Origin of the sequence: Microcoleus sp. Pol11C3 (assembly GCF_036701485.1) — a bacterium.
Taxonomy (GTDB): Bacteria; Cyanobacteriota; Cyanobacteriia; order Cyanobacteriales; family Microcoleaceae; genus Microcoleus.
Window position 1 is genome coordinate 1 of sequence record NZ_JAUBQW010000059.1, and the last position, 25,053, is coordinate 25,053.

A 25,053-nucleotide genomic window follows, 5' to 3' on the forward strand; every position below is an offset into this window, starting at 1 on the left:
TCCTTATTTTTTTACCTTACCATTCTCTCAAACCTTTGTCCTGTTTAGACTAGAGGTGCCTTGTCACCCGCTAAGGTTGGCTGGCATCCCTTAAACAGCCCCAACCAAGCATTTCCCCAACAGGCTCGATTGCTGTGGGGAGAAGAGGGAAATACTCGTATAGCTTCAGCTTACGATGCAGCGCGCGCACTCATAAAAGCATTGGAAATGCAGCTAAAACCCAGTCGCGAAGGAATGCAGAAAACGCTTTCATCTCCTGATTTTAGCGCTGGCGGAGCAACCGGAACCATTCAGTTTAACTGGCCGAACAATGGCGATCGCAAAAATCCTCCCAGCGATTTAGTACATATTGTAGAGTGTCCAAAAGAGCAGTTCGGCCTCGCTTTTGTTCCCGTCAAATATCCGACAGCGGCAGCGGCAGGTTTAAAGTGCGATTGAACTCGTTTCTGATTGTTTCTGTGCGTTATTCCTGACTTATTTTCCCAATTCTTGAGAACGCAAATAAGCTGCTTTCACTGCTTCGATTAGGGCAGATCGAAAGCCGCTACTCTCTAATTTAGCAATTCCCGCGATCGTCGTGCCGCCGGGACTCGTCACTCGATCTTTCAATTCTGCTGGGTGCATTCCCGTTTCTTGCAATAGCTTCGCCGTACCAAATACTGTTTGCAAAGCTAATTGAGAGGCGATCGCCCGTGGTAAACCCGCACAAACTCCGCCATCTGTCAAGGCCTCTATCAAAATTGCTACATAACCAGGCCCGGAACCCGAAAGTCCCGTCACCGCATCCAGCATACTCTCAGGTACTTCTACCACTTCTCCCACGGCCTGAAAGATGCGCTTTACCAATTCTAAATCAGCCGGTTGAACAAGTTTCCCCGGGGCGATCGCGCTCATTCCCGCCCCCACCGTTGCCGGAGTATTCGGCATCACACGCAGCACTCCCCGCCCGGGAAAAGCTGGTTCGAGCTTGCTGAGTGGCACTCCTGCCAAAATCGACACTACCAGCGCTTCTGGCTGGGAATTAGCCGTTTCTCCATTATTTCCCTGTTTGCGATCGGCCGCCACGGCCAATTCCAAAGCTACCGTATCAAAAACTTGCGGTTTAATCGCCAAAAACAGCACTTCTGTAGCGGCAGCAACTTCTAGATTGCTGGCTGTTGTTCCAATCCCGTAGGTTTCCGTCAAAAATTGGCGACGTTGAAGTTGTGGCTCGCTCACCAATATTTCAGAAGGCAAATAAACTTTTTGTGCAATTAAGCGGGATAAGAGAGCTTCTCCCATTACCCCGCCGCCGATCGTACCAAATTTTATGTTAGTCATTAGTCATTAGTCACTTGTCACTTTTGAGTTATCAGTTGTCAGTTGTCAGTTGTCAGTTGTCATTGGTTACTTAGTTGTTAGCTAATGTTATTAATCTGCAGTGTTTATTCCACAGTTATTAGTTGTTAACTATTGACTACTGACTACTAACTACTGACTACTGACCACTGTCAACTGCCAACTAACTACTGAGCCATTGGAGCTTGTTCTGCCGGCCAGACTGTAGGTGCAGGAGCAGCAGGGCGGGGCCGTCCTTGAGCAGGAGGCACTTCGTGAACCACACCAGACTGAGTTCTCACCTGCACGCAGCTAGGCGTAAACAAGAAAATACTTTCGCCAATTCGCTCTTGATGACCGTCAAGGGCATAAGTACCGCCCGCCACAAAGTCCACAGCTCTTTGCGCTTGGTCTGGGTCCATCACCGTCAGGTTCAAAACCACAGACTTGCGTTCCTTAAGGGCTCGAATTGCTGCCGGCATCTCTTCAAAAGTGCGCGGCTCCATTACTACTACTTCCGAAATCCCGTTCATAGCTCCAGGCATTCCAATCACGTTATTCATTACTGACCCTACTCCCCCGGTTGGTGCAACGACATCCATACCTGTCGATCCTACTACTGACCGCTCTCGCATTCTACGATTTTGACGACGTTCTTCTTCTGCTGCTGCTGCGACGGCAGCGGCGTTGGGTTCAGGCGCTTGGTAGAAGTTCTGATACCGCTCCCCTTCCGTTTCGTCGTACACATCGTCGTACTCAGGCTCATTATTGATGCCTACAAAATCTCGCAGTTTAGAAAAAATATTCATGATTCACGCTCCTTCACGACTTTGCTGCCCCGACTATACTCGCGTTGCGCGTTAGTCGCGGGTGGCTGACTACTCTATATTTAACCTAAATTGTCTTTATCAGAAGATTTCAATTATTTATCCCCTCCTAGAGCCAAATAAGGTTTGTCCTAGCCGTACCATAGTAGCACCTGCTTGAATTGCCAAATGATAATCTCCCGACATCCCCATCGAGAGCTGCTGCATTTGAATGCAGGGCAAATTTTGCTGCTGGATTTTCTGTGCAAGTTCGCGGGTGCTGTTAAATAATTCTAGGATTTGCGAGTCATCTAATCCCAGCGGCGGAATTGTCATCAAACCTTGAATTTTGATATGCTGACATTTGTTGAGTTCTGGAAGGTCGGCAAGCAGTTCTGGAACGCTCCAGCCGTATTTGTCCGGGTCAGGCAACATTTTGACTTGCAGGCAGACTTGGGGAGAGCAGGACATTTCCCCCGCCAAGCGCGAAAGTCGCTGAGTGAGTTTTAAATTGTCGAGAGAGTGAATCCACTGGAAATGCTCTAGGGCCTTGGCGGCTTTGTTGGCTTGCAAGTGGCCGATCAAGTGCCAGTTGATATCCGGTAAATCTTGCAGTTGGCTTTGTTTTTCGGCAGTCTCTTGAACCTTACTCTCGCCAAAATCCCGGATACCGGCGTCGTATGCTTCGCGGATAACATCAGTCGGTACCTGTTTGGTAACGGCAATTAACCGCACTGATTCGGGCAAGTGTTGGCGAATGCTGTGAATTCGAGAGGCAATGGTCATGGTTGCTCAACGCTGGGAACTGGAGGGAAGGAAAATTAAGAGAGTTACCCATTACCAAATTACTAATTTTCGTTATTGAAATGTGCGCTGGTGAATAATCTGCAATTGTTCGTACTCCTGATATTGACCGCTGCGACGCAGGGTTCGCAGGCGAATTTCGACCATGAGGCGAGCATCGGAGCGGCTGATGGGTTCAAATCTCAGGCCGCCAGGGCCGTTTGTCACCAAAAAAAATAGGCGTTGCGCGTATAGGGTGGTAAATAATTCTTGGCTGTCTTCAACCTGGGATACCCTGAAGAGGAGCCCAAAGTTTGGATGATTCAGGTAGGTTTCGGTAGTCATTCACACTCACAATCGATCGATTTTAGATTAAAGATTTAGATTTTAGATTTTAGTTTCGCTCGATCGCCCGACAGCATGGTTTGAGAGCGGGGTACAAAGGGCGATCGCCGTAGCGGTGCAATAGTCTCCGTCGTGGCTGAGGCTCAATTGCCACTGGCAATTTCCCCAAACAGAGGCTTGTGCTGCTGCGGTTCCGTGCAGTTGCACGTTGGGAGCACCGTTTTCGGAGCGCCGAATCTCCACATCTGCATACCGTATTCCCCGCCATCCCGTGCCTAGAGCTTTGACAACAGCTTCCTTTGCTGCCCACCGCCCCGCTAGCTGGTTGCAGGAAACTCGATTCATTTTACCTTTAATGCTGCTGTGTTGAGAATTTAGTTGTCCGCAATCCCTTTGTTCGGCGGGCGTGTAAACTTTTTCCAGGAAGCGATCGCCAAACCGGTCTAATGCGGCTTGTATGCGCGGAACATATACGATATCTGTCCCAAGATAGATGTTCAAGGTCTTGGTTCTCTAAATATTTGTCTCCATTACTTTAGCAGGACTGTCGCACACCAAACAAAACTTACTCCAATGCAAGCCCGCGCTCCAAACCCCGCTAGAATCAGTCATTCCCAATTCTTCAATATTATTCAATCTAAAACCTAAAATCTCAACTCTCAACTCTCAACTGTCCCAACCCCAAACCAAGCGGGCGCTCCAGAGGACGATCAAGCAGCCGAGGGCGATCCAGTCTCGGATTTTCAATTGCAACTGGTGCCATTCTACACGGTGTCGATCGGGACTGGTGAAGCCGCGAACTTTCATGGCGCTGGCTATTTGTTCGGCTCGCAGGAGCAAGTTTTCTAACAGCCGCTCGGCTATCATCAACCACACTTGAGCGGCGCGGCGAAATCCGAGTTTTTTCCAGTTTATCGCTCTGGTTCTGACCGATCGCACTAAATTTTGTATTTCTTCCAATACTAGGGGAAGGAACCGCAAAGATAGCGTTAGTGTTAGCGCTATTTCGGTCACAGGCCAGTGCAAGCGACGCAGGGGCTGCATTAAATTTTCAATAGCAGCGGTGATTTCTTCGCTGGCTGTGGTGAGGAGGTAGAGGTTGGTGCTGTAAATTACTGTGAAAAATAGGGTGCTGACGTTGAGACCTAAATCTAGGGATTTGCGGGTTATTTTAATCGGGCCTTGTTTGAATACAACGTAACGGTAGTTTGTGGGTTGGGGGAGTTGATTTGGGCTTTGGGCTTTGGGATTGGGGATTGGGGAGTTTGAGCCTAGGTTAAAACGTTTGTACCAGGGTTTGGGCTCTTGACGGGGTGGAAGAGTTGCGGGCTGTTGGGAAAAGGTTAATTCGTCGGCGGGGATGCGGGGCTGGTGTTCTGAGGGGAGTCCGTCGGGGGCGATCGCGCTGAGGCCAAATACTAATAGACAGAATAGCAGCAGCAGTCCCATTTGCTGTTTCCACACGCGCAAGGGAATTGCTGCAGTTAGTGTCAGTACGATTAACATTGCTACTAGCATCAACCGCCAGATGGGATTGGCGAGTATTGGCGCGATCAGAAATGTCATCAACCAGGCTAGTTTGACACGGGAGTCTAACCGGTGCAGCCAGGTTACGGGTTGTTCTAGGTAAAGTCCAATAGGGAGCGATCGCAATAAATCCATTTTGTCGATTTTAGATTTTTAATAATATAAATTTATTGAACCGCGAAGACGCGAAGGAAGACAAAAGAAAGAAACGCAATTTGCTTTGATTATTAAACTGCGTTTTTTCTTTAATCTAAAGTCTAGAATTACTTCACGCGCAGTGCTCTGTTTGTTGTGCTGATTTCTGTAGCCCGAACTTTTTTGCCTCTCCAAAGCAGCCGCATTGGTGTACCGGTAAAGCCGAGGTGTTTGCGAAATTGGCTTTCCATATAGCGGCGGTAATTTTCGGTGAAGCGTTTGGGATCGTTGACAAATAGCGCAATTGTCGGTGGCTGCGATCGCACTTGAGTACCGTAATAGATTTTGCCTTGTTTTCCTTGGCGGGTAACTGGGGCTGAATGCCAGCTTGTGGCTTCTTCTATGACTTCGTTAATGACAGCGGTAGTGACGCGGCGCTTGTGTTCGTCGGAGGCTTTGTCTACTAATTCAATGATTTTTTCAACTCGCTGTCCACTCATGGCGCTAACAAAAATCATTTCGGCCCAGTCGAGGAAATAAAGTCGGGTTCTTACTTCTTTTTCGTACTCGTAGATGGTGTCGTTGTCCTTTTCTATGGCATCCCATTTGTTGACGACTATGATGCAGGCTCGACCTTCTTGGCTGATGCGATCGGCTAATTTTTGGTCTTGGTCGGTAACGCCGTCAATTGCGTCAATTACTAGCAGTATTACGTCGGCCCGGCGGATGGCTTTGAAAGCGCGGTTGATCCCGAAAAATTCTGCGCCGTATTCGACGTTTTTCTTTTTGCGAATTCCGGCTGTGTCAATCAGGCGGTAGGTTTGACCGTTGCGTTCTACTAAGGTGTCGATCGCGTCGCGGGTTGTCCCGGAAATCGGGCTGACTATAGCGCGGTTTTCTCCGAGAAATGCGTTTAACAAACTCGACTTGCCGACGTTGGGACGACCGATAATTGCTACTTTAATTTCCTCAACTTCGGGTAATACTTCCGTGGGAAGGTAAGTAATTAATTTGTCAAGCAATTCGCCGGTGCCGTTGCCGTGAATGCCGGAAACTGGGAAAGGTTCTCCGAGCCCCAATTGCCAAAAATCTGCTGCTTGGGTGAGTCCTGTATTTTCCGATTCGCATTTGTTGACGGCGAGAATGACGGGGACTTTTTGCAGGCGCAGCCAAGATGCGATCGATTCGTCACCCCCGGTGAGCCCGGTTTGTCCGTCTACTACGAAAATGGCTGCGCTGGCTTCTGCGAGGGCCGCCATTGCTTGTTCGCGAATTAAAGGCAGAAATTCTGTCTCGTCGTCGAATACTAGCCCGCCGGTGTCTACGACTTGATATTCCCTATCGCCCCAGTATGCTGGTCTGTAAGTGCGATCGCGTGTGATTCCTGGTTCGTCGTGGACGATCGCGTCTTGGGTGTTGGCTAAACGGTTGACGAGCGTCGATTTGCCTACATTGGGGCGTCCAATAATAGCAACTATAGGTAGAGACATAAAAGTAGCAGCAATTAGGCTGCGCCGTAATTTTGAGGTTTAGTCTTGTATTGTAAGCTAATCTGACGGGAATTTTATAGATTGAGGCTGTGTTTCTGTCTTTTCATGCTGTAGGGGGTGTTCTACCCATCGCCCGTTTAAACATTGAACCATAAAAAATACGCACACCCTATGGCTCTGCACTCCCAGCCCGACTCTGAGAATTAGAAATAAAACTTAAATAACTCAACAAATCATCTCATGTGTGGCAATTCTTTGATGATTATGAAGGTAGATATAGGATTTTTGCAATCGGCTATTATTGAAAATAAGCAGGAGTTTAGTTTTTGACCAAAGCTTAAAACAGCAGCTTAAAAATGGAAACTAAATTTCCCTCAAAGCTCAACACATTAGGTGGTAATATGGCTGTTCTGCAACTAGAAGACGGTAGAACATATACGGATATTGGGGCGATCGCGAGTCAACTGGCAGTTTTAAATATTGAGATCGATTCCCTGCCCACAAACGAAAATCCGGCGTTTCAAGAACTGCTCGTTCAAGACATTCTCACTGTTACAGAAAAACAGCAGATTCTCGCAGCATTTAATAGCGAGTTTGAACAGTTTAAGCGCGCTAGCGGATATCAGTGGTGCGACTTAAAAGTCCTGCATCCAGGTTCGCAGCAGATTTATGCGCTCATGACTCAAAGCCATCGCACTCATACCCACACCGATGCAGAAGTTCTTCACATTTTAGCTGGGGAATGCGTTTTTGGGTTTGTGTATTCTAACGGCTCTCAGGTACAGTTAATGCTGCAAGCTGAAGAATACATTAAAGTGCCAGCTAATACCGAACATTGGTTTTATCTCACTCCGTCGCTGTACTTGAAAGCCTTGCAGTATTACACAACTGCTCAAGGGTGGGTTCCTCAGTATACTAATCGGCAGTTAAAAATTAAAAATTAAGAGTCAGAAGAAGAGGGGAAATTTGTAGAGGAGGAAGAAGAAGAAGAAGATGGAACAGAATTGGGTAACTTACTATCAAGCGGTGGAAGGTCGCCCGCCGCATGAAACTTTGCTGAAAGCCTTGTCAATTTTTGACACGGAACCGTTGCTCGATTGTCCTCGATTCGCTGTAGATTTAGGCTGTGGCGATGGACGAGATACGGTCGAACTCCTGCGTCGAGGCTGGCGGGTTTTAGCGATTGACAGGGAACAAAATGCCTTCGATCGTCTGCTGGATCGTCCGATTCAACGCGATCTCCTGCAAACTCAATTGATGCGTTTTGAAACCTTAACTTTGCCTCAATCGATCGATCTAATCAATGCCAGTTTTTGCCTTCCTTTTTGTCAGCCCGCCGATTTCCCCCATCTTTGGGAAACGATCGTGACATCGCTAAATCCAGGAGGATATTTCTGCGGTCAATTGTTTGGCGATCGCGACTCATGGACTGTTTATCCCGATCGCACTCATCATACTCGCGAACAAATTCAAGTGCTGCTAAAGTCCTTTGAGATTGAGTGGTTTGACGAAGAAGAACATCCTGGAGTAACGGCGCTAGGCAAGGAAAAACACTGGCATATTTTTCACATTGTTGCTCGTAAGAGAGATTAATATATATAGTGCCGACTGCTTAAAGAAGTCGGCACTCTCTTGAAGTCAGAGTTCGGGAAAAGTTGCAGATCGTTTTTACTGAATTTTTCGGAATTTACGGTTAAATTAGCTTCCTAATTACTAAGGAATGAAAAATAAATAAGGTGATTAATAGAAAAATAGTTTACCTTGGATCAAGGCTTCTGGGGTTTAATTGTGCAAGTTATTGATTTTTCATTCCTTAGTCTCGAACCTTTCTGATTTTTTAAATGCTTTCTCATTCAGCGGGTGCGGTCATTTCAATTTCTTCGCAACGCTGCAAAAGCGCTTCTATTTCCTGAGCTAAAAAAATTACTTCCGGCCAAGAAGAACCGTTAATTAAATCTTGAGCGTGAGCTAATTTGTTTCTCAATGCTTCTGCTGACTTTAAAAAACGCTCCCCGTAGCGTTTGGATTTGAGCCCCAGCCGATCGACTATTTCAGCAGAAGTCAGGATTAAATCTCGCTTGTCGCAGAATTGCAGGTAATCGATTAAGTCAATTGCTTCATTTCGCGATCGCCCCAATTCCCAAAGGTGTTTTGCCGCTAAGATGCGATCGCCCTTAAGGAATTTCTGCCAAGAATCTTGGGGAAAGTAAATCCGCACGATTCGCAATAAATTCATTTCCAGAAGCGTCACCAATCCAAACAGCAGCATCCGCACCGGTGCTTTTTGCAAATCGCCGCAGGTAACAATCCCGTTGATCCTGTTGCTTTCCAATACAAATAATCTCGGTTTTTCTCGCAGCAGGGGCAGCAATTCCATCAAAGGAGTCGAGGCGGCGATTAACTGTGAGGGGTGGAAAATTTGCTGGTAGTCGCTGCACTTACCTGTCATTAAGTGCGATCGTTCTACATAGCCGCAAACCGTCCCGTTTTCTTCGATACCGAGCACGTCAAAATCGCGGGCCTCCATCCACGATCGCAATTTGGCTGCATCTTCGCAAGCGGGGACAGCTTTCAGCGGTTCCGCGAGGTATTTAACTGTAATGCTATCTTTGAATAAATCCCGCAAGTCGGTGGAACTTGATTTTAAATGTTTCATCTCATGTCTGGTAATTTCATGGATTGTTGCCCGACAAAATGACAATTCATATTTTAACTACAAGTAAAGACGCCGCATTACTGCGGGAGAATCTCAGCTTTGTAAACAGGGTTTTTTAGGAGTGCGAACGTCCCCCTTGCACTCCTGTAAAATCAAAACAGAGATCCTGCCTTACCGTGTCTCTACAGATTTCATGATATTACTTACTGGCTAATTCCGGGCAATAATGGTTGGCGGCAAGAGTGGTAATAATATCGGCATCGGCGAGAAAACTTTCTTTGGCAGTTGGATTTTCGATACTGACAGCTTGCCCGATCGCTCTTAATTTAAACTCCGGCAGAGAAACTCCCGATTTTGCTTCCGCACACATTCTTTTAGCTGTAGCAATTTTTTGACCGGGGGCTCTTTGGATTGCTTGCAGTAAAGTGTTCGTTGCTTCTGGAGAGTAGCTTTTTGCTAAGCGTTTGTAGTCTTCGAGAAATTTCCCATCGTTTCCTGTCAGCTTAATGTCGGATTCTTGAGGCGAACACAACAAATTTAAGTTAATTACTTCTCCCGCTGAATTGACCAGAAAACATCCTTCGCGTTCTTGGGCGATCGCGCTTGGGTCGCTGGGGACAAATTGTATAATAAGGGCGGACAAAATAGCAGTTAGACGCGAGTATTTTAGCATTGGAATTACGTGATATAGTTAGGATTTTTAACCGCAGAATGCAGATAAAAGCAGTGTTAGTGAGTCAGAGCGTGTCCGGTAAATTAACCGAAATAATTGTAGGGGAGGGTTTCATCAACAATCTATAATTCTAACTAAAAATTTACATAAACCCGCCCTCCAAGCTGTAGGCAATTCAACAAAAATAATATCAGACGAACATTTCGTTGTCTAGGGAAGTTTTCATTAACAGCAAACATCCCCCTTGTGTGAGGGGCGAATGTGTGGAACCGGGAACCGATCGAATGTAGTCGCCTTGATGGCAAATTTCCCCTTCTACAATTAAGTCTCCTTCTAATACAAGCACTTCCTCCGAGGCAGCGTGTCGGTGCATGGGAAATGTTACTCCAGGTTCTAGTCGCATCAAGCAGGTAATTTCGCGCTTTTTTTGGTCAATATAAAGCTTGCCAAACGAGACTCCCGGGACTTCATAAGATTTCCATTTGACATCATTCGATCGCACTATTAAAGATGGAATATTGTTATCTGTTGGAGAGGTAGCAATTGGCTTTAAATTGACTGATTCTGCCGGGGTTGGCGGCAGTTCGGCTATGCGCTGGAACAGGCGGTTTTTCAGGTCGGGGGCGACGGGAACTGGGGGGACTGTGTAGGTGATCGCGGCAATTGTTGATTCAAAAGCCGCTAATTCACTTTTAAGTTCTGCGAACTCTTTCAATCTCTCTGCAAATGCGCCTCGTTCTGACTCGTCGAGCGTATCGAGAGCTTGAAGGGCTGCAAGGATGATAGACTCCTCGTCTGGCATCATTTTCATCTGTTTTTCGCCATTAATTAAGTAATTCAGCCTAGGTTGATTTTAAATTTGAGATTGGTCTGCTGCCCTCGCACTCAAGATGGATGATTGGAGATTCCATAATTTTAGATTGATGTTAAACAACTTAAATTTTGTTGTTTGACTATCTAAAATTGTTCGCTCAAAGCTTGACGCAATTTGGAAATACCCAACCGAATTCTGGTTTTGATTGTACCTGTCGGGATACCCGTTTTAGTTGAGATCGCCGCGCAAGTCAGCCCTTGGTAGTAAGCCAGTTCGATCGCCTGTTGCTGTTCCTTTGGCAGCTTTTCTAAGGCTGCTTTGACTTGTTCGCTGCGTTCTTTAAACATTGCATCTTCCATCGGTTCTGCAACGCTAGAGATGGGTACCTTCGCATCTTCCAGACAAGCTTCAGCAGCCCGGACTGTTCGCTGCATCGCTCGGAGCCGATCGAGGGAACGACTGCGGGTAAGCATGAACAACCAGGTATCTGCTCGACTGCGAGAAGGATCGTAAGTTGCTGCTTTTTGCCAAATTTGGGAAAAAACATCGATTACCACTTCTTCAGCTTCTTCTACCGAACCCAGGATTTTGTAAGCGAGAGCGTAACTTGGGCGACCGTAGCGATCGTAAAGTTTAGCTAATGCCGTTTGGTCTTTCCGGGCAATCTGCACTAAAAGCAGCGATTCATCGCCTGACTTCTGGCCTGTCATTTCAGTGTACCGAAAATTTTTGTTTTGACTGCACAGATCCAAAATTAAAAATTCGGCGTATATCCCTACAGAACATAATTGTAAGTTTGAAGTTGGGGCTACCAGCTAGAGAATGCCTTCTCGGGCTAATTTTGTCGTGCTTTGAATTGTAAAAATCCCAAGTTATCTGGAATTTTACCACCTAATTAGTGATTTTCTTGAGACTTAGCAATTCGCTTTATTCAGAACGAAGAAATCCCTGAGCCTCAACAGTCAAAACCGCGCCAAGCACTCGTTCCTAAGCTCTGTTCGATCGCTCCCAAGAAGAGCCGGGAAATTCATATAAGCGAAGCTCTGGCTCCAGGGTGCGAGGGAGGATCAGTCTCCGAGCAGGCATTCCCAAGAATAGTCCGGGAACGAATAAATCCTCAATAACGCACTTTTTTACATAAATTAATCGGGCAGCACAGATCCAAAATTGCCAAACCTTCGTATACTACCAATAGGAGAAGGCTCAGCAACACCGCAAAAGCCCGACAGGTTGACAGATTTTAAGCTGTTGCTACAAAAGTAAAACCCGCGAAGGCGGGTTGTTTACCATTGATTTGTGCAAAAATATCATTGAAATAAAGGTGCTAAGAGTGAAGCTCACAAAAAAAATTCGCCGAACCATACTAGCTATTGAAGTAGCTCTAATAGCTCTATTAACTCCAGGGATAATTGTCGCTTCTGACCACGACGACGGCGAAGTAGATATCAAAGGTCGCGCTGTAAATTTAACTGACCTGTACGTATATCGCGAAAAAGACCAAAACTCTGGTGCTGCGGACGGGGATTTAGTATTTACCATGAATTCAAATCCCCGGTCTGTAGCCCGCTTTCAATATTATTTCAGCACTAAAGCCCTCTACGATTTTCACATCACGCAGGTAGGTGACGTGAATTCTACACCTACTGGACGCTCCGATATTACCTTGCGGTTTGCCTTCAGTCCGCCTAACAATAAAGGTATGCAAGCGGTAGCTGTAACTGTTATTCGCGGCGGCTCGGAGACTGTTGCTAACACTACAGCTAACGGCGGGCTTATTGCCAGCACTCCGCTGAATTCTAATACTGTTGTGAATACAGTACCTGTGGGCGGTTCTAACTTGACTGTATTTGCCGGTTTACGGGAAGATCCGTTTTTCTTCGATGTGGAACAATTTTTCAGAGTCCGCGCTGGAGCTTTGGGAACGGGGTCGAAAGTAGGTTTCAGAGACCCAAGTAAAGCGATCGACTTTACTAAAGGTTACAACGTCAATACAATTGCCGTGCGCGTTCCCAAAGCGTTCTTGCAAGCAGGAACAGGGGCCAATACTTTTGATGTGTGGTCAACAGTTTCGATCCGGGATGGAGCTGGCGGTTTCAAACAGTTCGAGCGTTTAGCCAGACCTGCAATTAATGAGGGTTTGATAGTTACTCCCGACTTCCTGGAGGCATTCAATACTATTCCTCCGAATTTGGATTTGAGCGGTGCTGCTGCTCCCGTGCGGCAGGAAGCTGTTGCTACTCTGAATGCTGTCGATATGTTGGATGGTAAGGATAACGTCGATCCAAATGCGATCGCCGGAGCTTTCTTACCCGATGTGATGCGGATCGATACCACAAAAACCAGTGGCTATGCTAGCGCTACAAATGCTCAAGGAAGCTTGATCGGAGGTCGTTTGCTTATGGACGACGTTATTGATATCACTCTGGGAGCTTTGGTGGGTTCTCCGGTTGGCGATAACGTTTCATATAACGGAACTCCGGGAAATCCGGCTCAGGGACACAAACCTTTAGAACCGAATTTTCCTTATTTGGCTTTGCCTAATTAGTCATTAGTCATTAGTCATTAGTCATTAGTCATTAGTCATTAGTCATTGGTTATTGGCTAATGACAGATAAGAAATGCTTTTTTAACTGCAGATGAACGCTGATTAACGCGGATGTATGAAAACTAAAAGTAAACCGGAAATAAAATCGGATATTTTGTCGTGGTGGCTGCTGATAGTAGTCCCTTTACTTGGGATGGTAGTAGTAAATTTCTCTCCTAATTTGCGTTTTATTTCAGATAAATTTTCTAACCAGAGTCCCCCAAATCTCGATGCGAATTACCGCTATAATTTCTCGGAAAGCTTGAGAAATAATCCCAATCAAAAGGAAGCAGTTCAGCAAGAGATTGCTTTTTACCAGCAGCGATTGGCTGTTGATTCCCGCAGCGGTTTGAACCGCGCGGCACTGGCGGGATCTTATTTAAAAATGGGTCGCGCAACAGGGGAGGGCGGTTGGTTTTTGTTGGCGGAACAGGCCGCTCAAAGGTCGATCGCCGATTTGCCTTTTGACAACAAAGGTGCGCTGTTAGTTTTAGCTCGAATTGCCGAGGCCAGACACGATTTTACTACTGCTTTGCGCTTTGCTAAGCTAGTGGGTTTTAAGAATGAAGATGCGATCGCCCTTTCAGTTACATCTAACTTAGCGATGGGTAAAGTGACGGAGGCAAATGCAGCCGCAGAAGCCTTAGTTAACCGGATTCCTAACTTGGGTTCTCTCACTTTGAGAGCTTTAGTGAGAGAGTCTCAGGGCCGAGATGCTGAGGTTTTGCAGGATTACCAGCAAGCAATGGCGGCGGAGGAACCGGGAGATGTTGGGGGTTCGGCGCGGGCCCGATCGCTCTTGGGTCGATTTTACGCGCGTCGTGGGCAGTTTGTGCAGGCGAAAGCGCTGTTTTTGGAGGCGCTGCGGTTGGTGCCGCGATACCCGCTGGCGCTGATTTATTTGGCGGATTTGGAAACGCGACAGGGGGATTATCGGGAAGCAGAGGCTAATTACAACAAGGTTTCTGCATATTCTGGAGGGGTGCCAACGATGTTCGATCGCCTTGTGGATCGCGGTATGGCGAAGGTGAAGGATTTGCAGGGAGATGCGATCGAATTCCGGAGACTTCGCGACAAAGCTGAAGCTGGGCTGCGACAGGAACAGCTTTCTGGAGCTCGGGGTTTCGGACATCGGCGCGATTTGGCGAGTTTGCTGCTGGAAAAAGGTCGATCGCAGGATGTCGCCGAAGCGCTGGCGTTAATGCAGCAGGAGGTGAAAATCCGCAGGGATGCTGTGACGCTGGATATCTACGCTTGGGCGCTTTCTAGCGCTGGGGAATGGCAAAAAGCCGATCGAGTGATGGCCGAAATAGTGCGATCGGGCATTCGGGATGCGGGTATGTTTTACCGGGCTGGTGCGATCGCCCGGACTTTAGGTAAGGATACCGAATCTCGCGCTTATTTTCAAAAGTCCAAGGAAATTGACCCGAATTTTGACGATCGATCTCGCCAAGCATTGGGTTTGGGAAGTTATGAATTTTGAGCCGTAGGGGCGGGTTCAACAATAATTTTATGGGATATAGACAATTTAAATAAACCCGCCCCCACCCGACGATAAAACTCTTAAAAGGATATACTTATGCAATACAAACTAAACCAAAATAAAAAGTTTTTTATCCTATTCTTCCTAACACTTTCATTATTACTAATAACCTCAACCCGACCAGTTTACTCGCACTGGTCAGACTTATCCGTAGCAGAAATAGTAGTCAACGATTTGCAAACCGAAGTAACATTAACTTTCCCAACAGGCTTAACAAACTTCGCCGACGACAATCTAGACAGCCAGCTACAACCTGTTGAAGTTCGCAGCCACCAAACACAACTAGAAAAGTTTTTCAGCCAACAAATCCGCATTACCAACAGCAGCAACATTCAAGGCGCCGTAGAAGTAAAACCGCTAGAAATAGCAGCTAAAACCGCCAGCTTAATCCAGCAGCCGAATACCCACAGCACCTTAATCTTAAACTACACCTGGGCAGCACCTTCTCAAGATAAAACCCGCGGTTTACCTGATTCAATTCCCATATCAAAACACGACAAATTGCGGATTAATTACAATCTGTTTTTGCCCGGAGTGGTAACAGCTACCTGTCAAGCTACTATTGTGCAAGCCGGTGCTGTAAAAAGCTTTATGTTTACGACGCAAAACCGGGAGTTTTTGTTGGCAGGAAATGAATCTATCTGGGATTCAGGTTGGAGTTTGCTGCTAGCAGTAGCGGGAGCATTTGCTTGGGGATGCGTGCACTCGATGTCCCCCGGACACGGAAAAACAATAGTCGGCGCTTATTTAGTAGGTTCGCGGGCTACTCCCCTACACGCTTTGTTTTTAGCAGCGACGACTACAATTACTCACACTGCCGGCGTGTTTGCTGTGGGCGGAATTACTTTGTTTGCTTCTAACTTAATCGAGCCCGAAAAACTAGATCCTTGGCTGAGTTTAATCTCGGGTTTATTAGTAGCTTTCATCGGGCTTAACTTATTATTATCAAAAATTAAGACGAGTTTGGTAGTGAGGAACGAAGTCCTGAAAAAAATCAAAAGTAAAATTTTTAATAATAAAAACTGGTTTTTAAGGAGTAAAGTCTTTACTGCGGAATGTGAAGAACCAGTAAATCTTTTGAGTAGAGGAAGTTGGGAGAGAGAATTTAAGCCTGTAAAAGCAGAGATATCTCACCACTACCACGATCACGGAGACGGCCGCATTCACTCGCATTTGCCGCCCGGTGCTGACGGTTCTGCTATTACTTGGAAAAGCTTATTAGCGTTGGGAATTTCCGGCGGTTTGTTGCCTTGTCCTTCCGCTTTGGTGATGCTGTTGAGTGCGTCGGCTTTGGGCAATGTTGGTTTGGGGATGACGTTAGTGGTAGCGTTTAGTTTGGGATTGGCTTTAGTGCTGAGTGCGATCGGGTTAATCTTAGTTTATGCCAAACGAAATTTTGATAAACTGCCAAAACAGATAACAGCAGTCAAATTTATGCCGGCGATTAGTGCGATGTTTGTAATGTTTTTGGGATTGGGAATTACCGGACAGGCGATGTTGAAAATATTGGCTGCAAATCAGTGGGTAATTGGTCATGGATAAGCATAAAATTAGGACTCTCCCTCCTAACTACAAACTTACGAATAAGTCTGATTGTAGATACCCGCTTTATGAAAGAAGCCGGGTATCTGGGTATTCTGTTTTTTAGCCGTTGCTCACTGATCAGGCCGCACTATATTTATTAATAATTTCGGCTAAATCCGGTACTCCCTTTTCTACGTAAGTCTTAGCTGAGGGGCGGAGTTTGGCATAGGCGCCTTTAACAACGGATCTGGTGCTCTTCTCGGCTCTTTTGTCGCTGAGTTGGAGCAATTCGTCTGCCACTATAGCTTTTCTTTGGGCTAGATATTCGACTGGGTTGCCATTGTTTACTGCTTCAGTCCACATCGGATCGAGTGCGATCGAGATTTCTGGCAGAAGTTGATCGACGACTTGGGCGCAATAGTCAACCCGTATCGCCTTGACAGTAGAGTAGGCAGCTTTAAGAGCCATACCACCTAATCCGGGCGCTGCGGCAACGTGTTTGTCGATCAACTTTACACAATCATCAACAAAAGTTTCTCTGTTGTTTTCATTCAAGAGAATATCACTAAGTCCCATTTTCACTTTCCTTGATTTAATAGTCAATGTGCTTATTAGCTTTAAGCTCAATCTGACATCATATATCTATTTTGATCATTTACTCAAGGTTTCCCCAGTTTTTTAAGGTTTGAATGTGTCTATGAGACAACCTAATGTTGAGATTTGTTTAGTATGTTATGGGAATTAATGTTCTATCTGCTACTAATTATTGGGCTACGGTTTGTAGTAAGGGCTTTAGTCCTTATTAGGTGATATTAATGAGGACTAAAGCCCTTACTACAAACTGATGAGTTGTGAACAGTCAAATAGAAAACAGAACAGCTCGAAAAAATATTAGACAGACTCTGCCTAAGTCCGATCGCACTTGCACGTATAATCTGGCACGTATCATTAGGATTGGACATTCGGCTTGATGCCCGCAGGTAGTGCAACGATGGGAAGTTTCAGGGTTTGAGCCGGGCGATCGCTCGATCGCAATACCAAATTTTTCGGTAACGGCGCGGAAGTGCTGAGTCCGGGAAATATGTGAAGCGATAAGGTTAAGCCGGCAGCTAATAATACTTTTTCTAACATGACACTGTCTCCACTACATACGCCCTAGGGCATAATTCCTCTTACACCTACAACATATAAACATCCTCAGTCGCTTGGTGCGATCGCACGGGCATAGTTAAGTGATATCTATCACCACTGAGAAGGGGGTGATGGGTATAGGGGGTGTGGGCATGGGGGTGATGGGCAGTAGGGAAGTGGGGGAGAGTGGGAAATCTTTCCTCGCACTTCTACCGTCAACATCCGTTGAACGTGTTAAATTCCTTACACTGGTTCGTTGGCAAACTTCCCTACAAATCCAGAATTGTCCTAGAGAAAGAAGCCGTTGAGTCTCTCTCAAAGGTAGAATTAGCGCGTAGAAGTTATTTGACACAGCGGAGGTACCGACAATATGCTTGCATACTTTCTGGCGTTGGCGGTCGGTCTAGGCAGCTTCAGTATTTACATGGCGGCCTTCTTTTTTCCAGAAGTACACCGCAAAAGTGATTTTACCTGGAGCGGGGTAGGGCTTTTTTATGCGTTAATTTTATGGGCTTGTGCGGGACGAATTACTGGTGCTCTCCTGCTTGGTCAAATGGCTGGCGTGGCGATGCTGGGCTGGTTTGCCTGGGAAACTCTGACTTTGCGCCGGCAGGTGACGCCCGTTGCTGAGCAAACGCCGATTCCTCTGTCGGCGAATTTGGCTGCAGCAGGCGTGCCGTTTGCTGGTTTGTTTGCCAAGAAAAAAGAGCCCGCAGCGAAAAAACCTAAGTTTGTTCGATCGCCCAAACCGAAAACTGATGTGGTTCCAGCACCCACTCTGGATAAGGGCCAGGTAAAGCTAGAGGAACAGCCAGCGATTCCCCCCATAGCTGAAAGTATTGCTGAAAGTTTGATCGCCCCTGACTGGACAATTCCCGACTCGAAACCACCTGCAATTCCAGAAATACCAGTGTTTTCAGTCGAAACTCCTGCTGCTGAGACTTCACCAACCCCAGCAGAATTAGCCAGCAGTTTCACTCCTCTACCTCTACCTCTAGAAATTTCAGAAATAGCCGTTGCACCAAGTGTGGAGCCAGCAGAGGCTCAGCCAGAGCTTCCACAGCAGCCAGAAGCCGATGATTTTGACGAGGAAACAGAATGGAGGACAGCCGTTAAAGAGTCGCAGGCGGCAGCAGCAGCGGCGGTGGCCCCAACTCCTCCTACTCCTGTTAAACCAGCTAAAAAATCCGGCGGTTTCGGAAGTCTGTTCGGCAATATCAAAAATAGTCTCGGCGGTATGTTAGGACTCGGTGCGGGTAAAAACAAGGCTGATGCAACTCCCCAGACGCCAAAACCTTCAGCGACTCAAGAATCGATCGCACCTGAATCTAAAATAACGGCAACTCCTGCACCGGGTATCGACCAAATTCTCGAATCAGAATTAGCCGAGGCGGCTGCGGAAGTGGCAGCCGAAAGTAGCAACACTGCTGTTGAAACAAGCCTTGGAGTGCCGTTTCCCAACGATGTTGAAGCAATGGCCGAGTTGATGGCCACAGAAACCGCGAGTTCTGACAAAATAGGGGAAACTCCGATCGAAGATCGATCGTCCGCCCAAACCCAGACACCGCTGGCGACAGTTGGTGAACCGGAAGCATCAGGCGTACCAGAAGCAGCAGCCCCTGCTTTATCTCTGGAAGCCCAGACACCGCTGGCTGCTGTTGGTGAAGCGGAAGCAGCAGCAGGCGTACCAGAAGCAGCAGCCCCTGCTTTATCTCTGGAAGCCCAGACACCGCTGGCTGCTGTTGGTGAAGCGGAAGCAGCAGCAAGCGTACCAGAAGCAGAAGCCCCTGCTTTATCTCTGGAAATGACTGTGGTGGAAGTGGCAGCGCCTGTAGAGATAGAAATACCGGGAGAACCTGGGTTGAGCGTGCAGGTGGAAACGGTTTCAGTATCAGTGATCTCGATCGAATCTACAGGTGAAGAACTCTCTTCTGAGGCAGAACAAACTGAATTGAGTCCCCCGAATCACCCCGATCCGAATCTAGTCGATACTACTAAACCTGCCACTGAATCCAAGTCTGAGAAAGTATCCGGCGAAGATAAGTAGTCATCTTGAGGCAGAAAGCAAAAGGTAGAAACCAGAATTTTTTTTGATTCTGCCTTCTGCCTTCTTACTTTTTACTTTTTACTTTTTACTTTTTACTTTTTTCTTCTGCCCTCTTCCTTCACGCGTGACTTCAGTCCTCAACATCCATCGGTTAAATCCGTTAGATCCTTTCCGGTTGCATCGGAATAATAAAATCGAGTCAACAGTTAACACTCAACCATTTAGTTTGTAGACGCCTCCTTCTACAGTTAACACTCAACAATCAACAATCACGGACGGTGCAACCGGAATAGATATTAAATCCCTTAAACGGCGCGTTGCCGAACTTCCTTCTCCCTTAATATTATGAAAACAATTATGGTCGTGGGAACAACATCCCACGCAGGGAAATCATTACTCGTTGCAGCTTTGTGTAGAATCTTTTCTCGGCGAGGCTGGCGGGTAACTCCGTTTAAAGGTCAGAATATGGCACTGAATTCCTATGTCACAGCGGCCGGCGGAGAGATTGGTTACGCTCAAGCAGTGCAAGCTTGGGCTGCGGGCGTCGCACCTTGGGTAGAAATGAATCCGATTTTGCTGAAGCCACAAGGAGACATGACTTCTCAATTGATTGTCAAAGGCCGGGCGATCGCAAATGTGCGAGCATCTCAATATTACGAGCAGTATTTCGATATCGGCTGGCAAGCTATTCGGGAATCTTTAGAATTTCTCCGCCAAGAATTTGACATGATTGTGTGTGAGGGAGCCGGCAGCCCTGCTGAGATTAATCTCAAACACCGCGATTTAACAAATATGCGGGTAGCTAAATATTTAAAGGCTCGAACTTTGCTAGTAGTTGATATCGATCGCGGCGGTGCTTTTGCTCACATTATCGGTACTTTGGAATTACTCGATCCCGACGAACGGGCTTTAATTAAAGGATTCATTATTAATAAGTTCCGAGGACAAAAATCGATCTTAGATCCGGGCCTGACTTGGCTAGAAGAAAGGACGGGAATCCCGGTAGTTGGGGTGATTCCTTGGATAGACGAAGTGTTTCCCTCAGAAGATTCTCTCGATTTGCTTGATCGGCGTTCTCCCAATTCTCAAACCGACATAAATATTTCGGTCATCCGCCTGCCCCGAATTTCCAATTTTACCGACTTTGACCCCTTAGAGTCGGAAACTTCCGTCACCGTCAAATATGTCAGCCCAAAAGACCAGTTAGGCCATCCAGACGCCGTAATTTTACCAGGCTCTAAAACTACAATTTCCGATTTGCAGGTGCTGCGGCAAACAGGTATGGCAAAAGCTATTCAAAATTATTTAGTAGCTGGCGGTACAGTCATGGGAGTTTGTGGTGGCTTTCAGATGCTGGGACAAAGTATCACCGATAAAGAAGGGGTTGAGGGAGAAAGGGGAGAATTTCCAGGATTGGGGTTGCTACCTTTGAAAACTGCGATCGCACCGAACAAAATTGCCCGCCAACGAATCGTAACATCTAACTATCCGCAACCGGGTTTACCAGTTTCCGGTTACGAAATTCATCAAGGAAGAACGCAAATGCTAGAGTCAGATTTGACTCAACCGCTATTTGACGATGAGAGTTTAGGAATGGTCAACACTTCTCAATCCGTTTGGGGCACATACCTGCACGGCATCTTTGACAACGGAGCTTGGCGGCGAGCTTGGTTAAATCACTTGCGGCAGCAGCGGGGACTCCGCGCGTTGCCTACAGGTATTCCTAATTACCGAGAACACCGAGAAACTCTGTTAGACTCTCTAGCAGATACAGTGGAAAAGCATTTAGATATAAAGCATATTTTAGGTTAATTAGTTAACTGTTGACTGTTGACTGTTGACTGTTAACTGTTGATTATTGTTTATTAGAGTTGAGGTTCAAATTCAATGACAAAAGTTTGTTTTTTACCAGATAATGTGACAGTTGAAGCTGAACCAGGAGAGCTTTTGCTAGATGTAGCCAAACGTGCAGGGGTTTCTATTCCTACCGGCTGTCTCATGGGTTCTTGTCACGCTTGCGAAGTAGAAATTGATGGCGGAGATACGATTTGTGCTTGTATTTCCGGCATCCCTTCCGGGAAAAGGCAAGTGACAATTAATCTGTATGTTGACGCTACTTGGTAATTGGTCAGTTGTCAGTTGTCAGTTGGCAGTTGGTTGTTGGCATTAGTCATTAGTCATTAGTGATTAGTTAACAGTCAACAGTCAACAGTCAACAGTCAACAGCTAACACTGCCATATTCCCAATCTTAAACCTTTAATTCTTTTGCCATTCTTGCTGTTTCTTGCGAGCAGATTGCAGCCATTTTTGGGATTCGGGATAAACAGTTGTCCCGGGTTTGACCGATTCTAATTGATTGATAATTTCTTGCAATTGGCCGAGGGCGTATCCGGGATTTTGACGTGGAGAATTTACATTATTTTGCAAGGAAGCAAACAAGCTCTTAGCCTGGTTCAAAGCTTCCACTGACTCTCTCTCTGCTGTCAGTCGAATCTTTGTAGTGCCTAAATTATTTTGATATTCAGCTAGTTTTGTTTGAGCGTCAAGATAGCCCGGATTATCAAATGTAATTTGGCTGAGTCTCTCAATGGCAGCTTGCCACAAATCTGCTATTTTTTGCCAACTTTCTGCTGAATGGGGCGGTTTCTGGGATGCGACGGCGGCAGTTAAGGCAAATTCTTTTGCTGCTTCGATTAAGTTGTCGGCGCGCACGGAACCGGTGGCGACGCCTCCCATTGCTTGAAAGTCTCTTTCTGCTGCTTGGAGTTTTTTCTTAGCTGTTTCTCCGGCGAGGGTTTCTGCGGGAATTTGATTGAGTTGGTCGATCGCACTTTGCCAATTTACCGTCGCTTTTTGCCTGTCAGCGGCAGTTTTTGCTTGCTGATACTGCTGTTTCGCCGCGTTGAGAGTTTGTTCGGCTCGATCTAACTCAGTAAAAGCATTTTTTTGCTGGAAAATCTGAGCCTCCATCCGCCCGACATTTTTGCGGGCGGCTTGAAATTCATCGAGTGTAAACTGCCAACTGCAGCTAAAAAAAGAGCAGTACCTCTTTGGGTAATAGCCTAGGAACCACACGGGCAAGGCGTCAAGGTGTTTTTGAGCCTCTTTTGCTTTAATTTCGCCCAAGTCAAAATCAGCGACAGCAGTGGCTTTATTCACCAGTTGATCGGATTGTTCCACAAGGGCGATCGCCTGCCGGTAATTGTGATCCATACTCATAAAACTCGGCAGCAACAATATCGGCATTGTTTTCGCGACGGGCCAGCGAATCATCGGAAAAGGTAGATTAATCAGCCAAATTATCCCCGCAGCACTTCCCAACAAACTCCCAGCAAAGATGATTTTACCGAATAATCCGGGCGGGCGGTTGGCTTTAACGGCAGCTTTGAGAGCTTGTTCGCTGAATTGAGGAAATTCGTCTTTGAAGGTATCGCGGATTTCTTCTCTTGAGGCGAAAGTGCCGTTTTGCAAGCGTAATTTCTCCAACCGCTTGATTACCATCCGTCGGTAGACATCACCCGCTAGACTATCAGCCGCCGCGCACTTGTCAACTTCGGCCCGCAAAATTTCAAAAGCTCGATCGGTAAGACGCGCCATAAAACTCACCTATACCCTTTTAATTACTTTACAGGTTCCCCGTCACAATAATTGTTAAAATATATAAAGTTTATATCAAATAATCCGAGTTAATTTAATGCCGACTGCTTTAATCACTGGTGCTTCTGGCGGAATTGGTGCAGCCTTTGCCGCCGAATTAGCCAAACGCCAGCACAATCTAATCTTGGTAGCTCGTTCCGAAGACAAATTGCAGCACCTAGCGGCTAAACTGCAACAGGAATTCAATATTTTAGTCGAAATTATTGTTCAAGATTTGACCGCACCGGGCGCTGGAACTACTGTATTTGATACCGTGGTTCAAAAAGGTTGGACGGTGGATTTGTTGGTGAATAATGCGGGTTTTGGAGATTACGGTGTTTTTGCCGATCGCCCGCTTGACAAACAACTAAAAATGGTGCAACTAAATATTGTAGCATTAGTGGAACTATCGCACTTATTTTTGCAGGGAATGCGGCAGCGAAAATCAGGAAATATCATCAATGTTGCCTCCATCGCAGCTTTTCAACCGATGCCGTACTTGTCAATGTATGCAGCTACTAAAGCGTTTGTTTTGAGTTTCAGTGAAGCGCTTTGGGCTGAGAACAAAAATTTAGGAATTGGCGTTTTGTGCCTTTGTCCAGGGCCGACAGAATCGGACTTTTTGGCAGTAGCTGAATTTCCGAAATCAATGGCATCTAGCAGCGGACAAAAACTCGTTCCCGCAGCGGAAGTAGTGCGAGATGCTTTGAAAGCTTTAGACAAAAATGAGTCTAATGTTGTCACAGGGGGAATTCCCAATCAAATCATTGCAAATATGCCTCGATTGATGCCGCGAAAACTTTTTGTAAAGTCGGTAGAAAAGGTGTTTCGGCGTTAATTTTTTGCAGGAAAGCCAGCCCGGAACTCAAGTTCCGAGCTAATAGCAAAAGTCGGTTGAAATTGAGATATTGCACCATTGTCAAGAACCTGTTTGAGTACAGGCAAGATGCCTGTGCCACTAAAAAAATTAGGTATTGTGGGGTGGGCGTTTGAGGACAGGCAAGATGCCTGTGCCACTAAAAAAATTAGGTATTGTGGTGTGGGCGTCCCGCCCGCCTTTGAAAACTTATTGGCAGTGGTGCAAAATGTGAGTTATACCAATTCCCAGAATTACAAATATCGAGTTAACTGGACTCGATAGCGTTCCTTCTTAGTAACAGCAACTTCCCCAATTTCCAATCTTCCCTTGCCCGTAACAGCAATTAAATCTCCAGACTTGACATTATAACTAGCTTGAGTAACGTCTTTCCAGTTAACTCGCACGTCGCCACTATTAATTAAATCCGCCATTTTGCTACGAGACATTGCGAATCCAGCCGAGGCGACAGCATCCAATCTCATCGATGCTTCAACGGTGGTCATTTCTTTCTTTTTGGGTTCTCTAATTTTTAGTTCGCTCAACTCAATGCGCCGCGTTTGCACAGGAACCGATCGCACTTGCTGCAAACTCATCTCCAAATACTCTACCATCTCCGGCATGACAATGGCTTGCGCGCCGCGTTCTCCCAAAACAATTATATCGCCAGTTTTCTCCCGGACAATTCCCGTACCCAACATCGCCCCCAAAAAGTCGCGGTGAGAAGCTGTATCGAACAAGAAATTGCCAGCGATTTCTACTGCAGCAACGTTAACGCTAGCAGAGTCGATCGGGATTTCCGATCGGGCGATCGCAATTCTTTGTCTTTCAGCTTGCGGGTAGCCGCCCCAAGCCACTAATTCCACGTCTGTTAAGCGCTTAAATACCGTCAGAGTGTCCGCCAATTCCGGCGGCGACAGAAAATCAGTCAGAGTAACTTCCCAAGTTTTAATTGCTTGTTCCACTTGGTCGATCGCCCGCGCCACACATTCGCGATTTTCAATGCCTTTTAACAGTTCTTCTCTTTGTAACATCAGTCAATTTTAGATTCTAATTTGAAATTGCCCAAGCTTGCTGTAACTAAAAAGTCTACTTCTTTAACAGTCGCACTACTTTAATTATAGTCTAAAATCGTCAAATCAGGATATGATAAATTTTGTTGTTGGTAAAGCTGATTTGATTAAC

25 protein-coding genes are annotated in these 25,053 nt (G+C 46.3%); 10 read left to right on the forward strand and 15 right to left on the reverse strand.

What is annotated here, in order from left to right; translation table 11 throughout:
* Nucleotides 1-60 precede the first annotated feature (60 nt).
* Nucleotides 61-438, forward strand: a complete 378-nt coding sequence (locus QUA40_RS14950) for a hypothetical protein (protein ID WP_333127089.1) — start codon at nucleotides 61-63, stop codon at nucleotides 436-438.
* A 36-nt stretch (nucleotides 439-474) separates the two neighbouring features.
* On the opposite strand, the gene proC is transcribed toward QUA40_RS14950, so the two are convergent.
* The 7 genes from proC to der all read right to left on the reverse strand — a co-directional run bounded on the left by proC (nucleotide 475) and on the right by der (nucleotide 6,403).
* On the reverse strand, nucleotides 475-1,320 hold the full coding sequence (proC, locus tag QUA40_RS14955) for a pyrroline-5-carboxylate reductase (protein WP_333127090.1): 846 nt from the start codon (nucleotides 1,318-1,320) through the stop codon (nucleotides 475-477).
* A 185-nt stretch (nucleotides 1,321-1,505) separates the two neighbouring features.
* Entirely contained in the window at nucleotides 1,506-2,126 is a 621-nt protein-coding gene (locus tag QUA40_RS14960; protein ID WP_333127092.1) for a cell division protein SepF, read from the reverse strand.
* 117 nt (nucleotides 2,127-2,243) lie between these two features.
* A complete protein-coding gene (locus tag QUA40_RS14965; RefSeq protein ID WP_333127094.1) occupies nucleotides 2,244-2,909 on the reverse strand; it encodes a YggS family pyridoxal phosphate-dependent enzyme in 666 nt (221 codons plus the stop codon).
* Nucleotides 2,910-2,981: 72 nt separating this feature from the next.
* The gene (gene pipX / locus QUA40_RS14970) at nucleotides 2,982-3,251 is read right to left on the reverse strand and encodes a transcriptional coactivator PipX (RefSeq protein WP_333127096.1); all 270 of its coding nucleotides are present in this window, start codon (nucleotides 3,249-3,251) and stop codon (nucleotides 2,982-2,984) included.
* Nucleotides 3,252-3,293: 42 nt separating this feature from the next.
* Nucleotides 3,294-3,752 (reverse strand): holo-ACP synthase, encoded by a 459-nt coding sequence (acpS, locus tag QUA40_RS14975; protein WP_333127099.1) that lies wholly within the window; start codon nucleotides 3,750-3,752, stop codon nucleotides 3,294-3,296.
* A gap of 165 nt (nucleotides 3,753-3,917) precedes the next feature.
* A complete protein-coding gene (locus tag QUA40_RS14980; RefSeq protein WP_333127101.1) occupies nucleotides 3,918-4,913 on the reverse strand; it encodes an energy-coupling factor transporter transmembrane protein EcfT in 996 nt (331 codons plus the stop codon).
* 128 nt (nucleotides 4,914-5,041) lie between these two features.
* Nucleotides 5,042-6,403: a ribosome biogenesis GTPase Der gene (gene der / locus QUA40_RS14985; protein WP_333127103.1), complete on the reverse strand. Its 1,362-nt coding sequence runs from the start codon at nucleotides 6,401-6,403 to the stop codon at nucleotides 5,042-5,044.
* A gap of 356 nt (nucleotides 6,404-6,759) precedes the next feature.
* On the opposite strand from der, the gene QUA40_RS14990 reads away from it, so the two are divergent.
* Together QUA40_RS14990 and QUA40_RS14995 are read left to right on the forward strand one after the other, a co-directional pair.
* Complete coding sequence (locus QUA40_RS14990; RefSeq protein ID WP_333127105.1) at nucleotides 6,760-7,347, forward strand: acireductone dioxygenase; 588 nt, start codon at nucleotides 6,760-6,762, stop codon at nucleotides 7,345-7,347.
* A gap of 49 nt (nucleotides 7,348-7,396) precedes the next feature.
* On the forward strand, nucleotides 7,397-7,996 hold the full coding sequence (locus tag QUA40_RS14995) for a class I SAM-dependent methyltransferase (RefSeq protein WP_333127107.1): 600 nt from the start codon (nucleotides 7,397-7,399) through the stop codon (nucleotides 7,994-7,996).
* A gap of 256 nt (nucleotides 7,997-8,252) precedes the next feature.
* Here QUA40_RS14995 and QUA40_RS15000 read toward each other — a convergent pair whose 3' ends face one another.
* The 4 genes from QUA40_RS15000 to QUA40_RS15015 form a co-directional block, all read right to left on the reverse strand.
* Nucleotides 8,253-9,059, reverse strand: coding sequence for a hypothetical protein (locus QUA40_RS15000; RefSeq protein WP_333127109.1), 807 nt, complete (start codon nucleotides 9,057-9,059; stop codon nucleotides 8,253-8,255).
* Nucleotides 9,060-9,258: 199 nt separating this feature from the next.
* Nucleotides 9,259-9,732: a DUF732 domain-containing protein gene (locus tag QUA40_RS15005; protein ID WP_333127111.1), complete on the reverse strand. Its 474-nt coding sequence runs from the start codon at nucleotides 9,730-9,732 to the stop codon at nucleotides 9,259-9,261.
* Nucleotides 9,733-9,922: 190 nt separating this feature from the next.
* Nucleotides 9,923-10,543 (reverse strand): cupin domain-containing protein, encoded by a 621-nt coding sequence (locus QUA40_RS15010; protein ID WP_333127113.1) that lies wholly within the window; start codon nucleotides 10,541-10,543, stop codon nucleotides 9,923-9,925.
* Between the two features lie 146 nt (nucleotides 10,544-10,689).
* The gene (locus QUA40_RS15015) at nucleotides 10,690-11,256 is read right to left on the reverse strand and encodes a sigma-70 family RNA polymerase sigma factor (RefSeq protein WP_333127115.1); all 567 of its coding nucleotides are present in this window, start codon (nucleotides 11,254-11,256) and stop codon (nucleotides 10,690-10,692) included.
* Between the two features lie 620 nt (nucleotides 11,257-11,876).
* Between QUA40_RS15015 and QUA40_RS15020 the strand changes: the two genes are divergently transcribed.
* The 3 genes from QUA40_RS15020 to QUA40_RS15030 all read left to right on the forward strand — a co-directional run bounded on the left by QUA40_RS15020 (nucleotide 11,877) and on the right by QUA40_RS15030 (nucleotide 16,215).
* Nucleotides 11,877-13,091, forward strand: a complete 1,215-nt coding sequence (locus QUA40_RS15020) for a DUF4331 domain-containing protein (RefSeq protein ID WP_333127117.1) — start codon at nucleotides 11,877-11,879, stop codon at nucleotides 13,089-13,091.
* A gap of 115 nt (nucleotides 13,092-13,206) precedes the next feature.
* Entirely contained in the window at nucleotides 13,207-14,613 is a 1,407-nt protein-coding gene (locus QUA40_RS15025) for a hypothetical protein (RefSeq protein WP_333127119.1), read from the forward strand.
* 96 nt (nucleotides 14,614-14,709) lie between these two features.
* Nucleotides 14,710-16,215: a HoxN/HupN/NixA family nickel/cobalt transporter gene (locus QUA40_RS15030; protein WP_333127120.1), complete on the forward strand. Its 1,506-nt coding sequence runs from the start codon at nucleotides 14,710-14,712 to the stop codon at nucleotides 16,213-16,215.
* Between the two features lie 120 nt (nucleotides 16,216-16,335).
* On the opposite strand, the gene QUA40_RS15035 is transcribed toward QUA40_RS15030, so the two are convergent.
* Both QUA40_RS15035 and QUA40_RS15040 read right to left on the reverse strand, forming a co-directional pair.
* Nucleotides 16,336-16,773, reverse strand: a complete 438-nt coding sequence (locus QUA40_RS15035; protein ID WP_333127122.1) for a DUF6918 family protein — start codon at nucleotides 16,771-16,773, stop codon at nucleotides 16,336-16,338.
* 372 nt (nucleotides 16,774-17,145) lie between these two features.
* Nucleotides 17,146-17,328, reverse strand: a complete 183-nt coding sequence (locus QUA40_RS15040) for a hypothetical protein (protein WP_333127124.1) — start codon at nucleotides 17,326-17,328, stop codon at nucleotides 17,146-17,148.
* A 370-nt stretch (nucleotides 17,329-17,698) separates the two neighbouring features.
* Between QUA40_RS15040 and QUA40_RS15045 the strand changes: the two genes are divergently transcribed.
* The 3 genes from QUA40_RS15045 (at nucleotide 17,699) to QUA40_RS15055 (ending at nucleotide 21,499) form a co-directional block, all read left to right on the forward strand.
* Nucleotides 17,699-19,375, forward strand: a complete 1,677-nt coding sequence (locus QUA40_RS15045; protein ID WP_333127126.1) for a Ycf66 family protein — start codon at nucleotides 17,699-17,701, stop codon at nucleotides 19,373-19,375.
* Nucleotides 19,376-19,720: 345 nt separating this feature from the next.
* The gene (cobQ, locus tag QUA40_RS15050) at nucleotides 19,721-21,187 is read left to right on the forward strand and encodes a cobyric acid synthase CobQ (RefSeq protein ID WP_333127128.1); all 1,467 of its coding nucleotides are present in this window, start codon (nucleotides 19,721-19,723) and stop codon (nucleotides 21,185-21,187) included.
* Nucleotides 21,188-21,262: 75 nt separating this feature from the next.
* Nucleotides 21,263-21,499, forward strand: coding sequence for a 2Fe-2S iron-sulfur cluster binding domain-containing protein (locus QUA40_RS15055; protein WP_333127130.1), 237 nt, complete (start codon nucleotides 21,263-21,265; stop codon nucleotides 21,497-21,499).
* A 133-nt stretch (nucleotides 21,500-21,632) separates the two neighbouring features.
* On the opposite strand, the gene QUA40_RS15060 is transcribed toward QUA40_RS15055, so the two are convergent.
* Nucleotides 21,633-22,973 (reverse strand): hypothetical protein, encoded by a 1,341-nt coding sequence (locus tag QUA40_RS15060; RefSeq protein WP_333127132.1) that lies wholly within the window; start codon nucleotides 22,971-22,973, stop codon nucleotides 21,633-21,635.
* Nucleotides 22,974-23,070: 97 nt separating this feature from the next.
* On the opposite strand from QUA40_RS15060, the gene QUA40_RS15065 reads away from it, so the two are divergent.
* Entirely contained in the window at nucleotides 23,071-23,850 is a 780-nt protein-coding gene (locus QUA40_RS15065; protein WP_333127134.1) for an SDR family oxidoreductase, read from the forward strand.
* A gap of 272 nt (nucleotides 23,851-24,122) precedes the next feature.
* On the opposite strand, the gene QUA40_RS15070 is transcribed toward QUA40_RS15065, so the two are convergent.
* Nucleotides 24,123-24,902, reverse strand: coding sequence for a photosystem II S4 domain protein (locus tag QUA40_RS15070; RefSeq protein WP_333127136.1), 780 nt, complete (start codon nucleotides 24,900-24,902; stop codon nucleotides 24,123-24,125).
* Nucleotides 24,903-25,053: the final 151 nt, after the last annotated feature.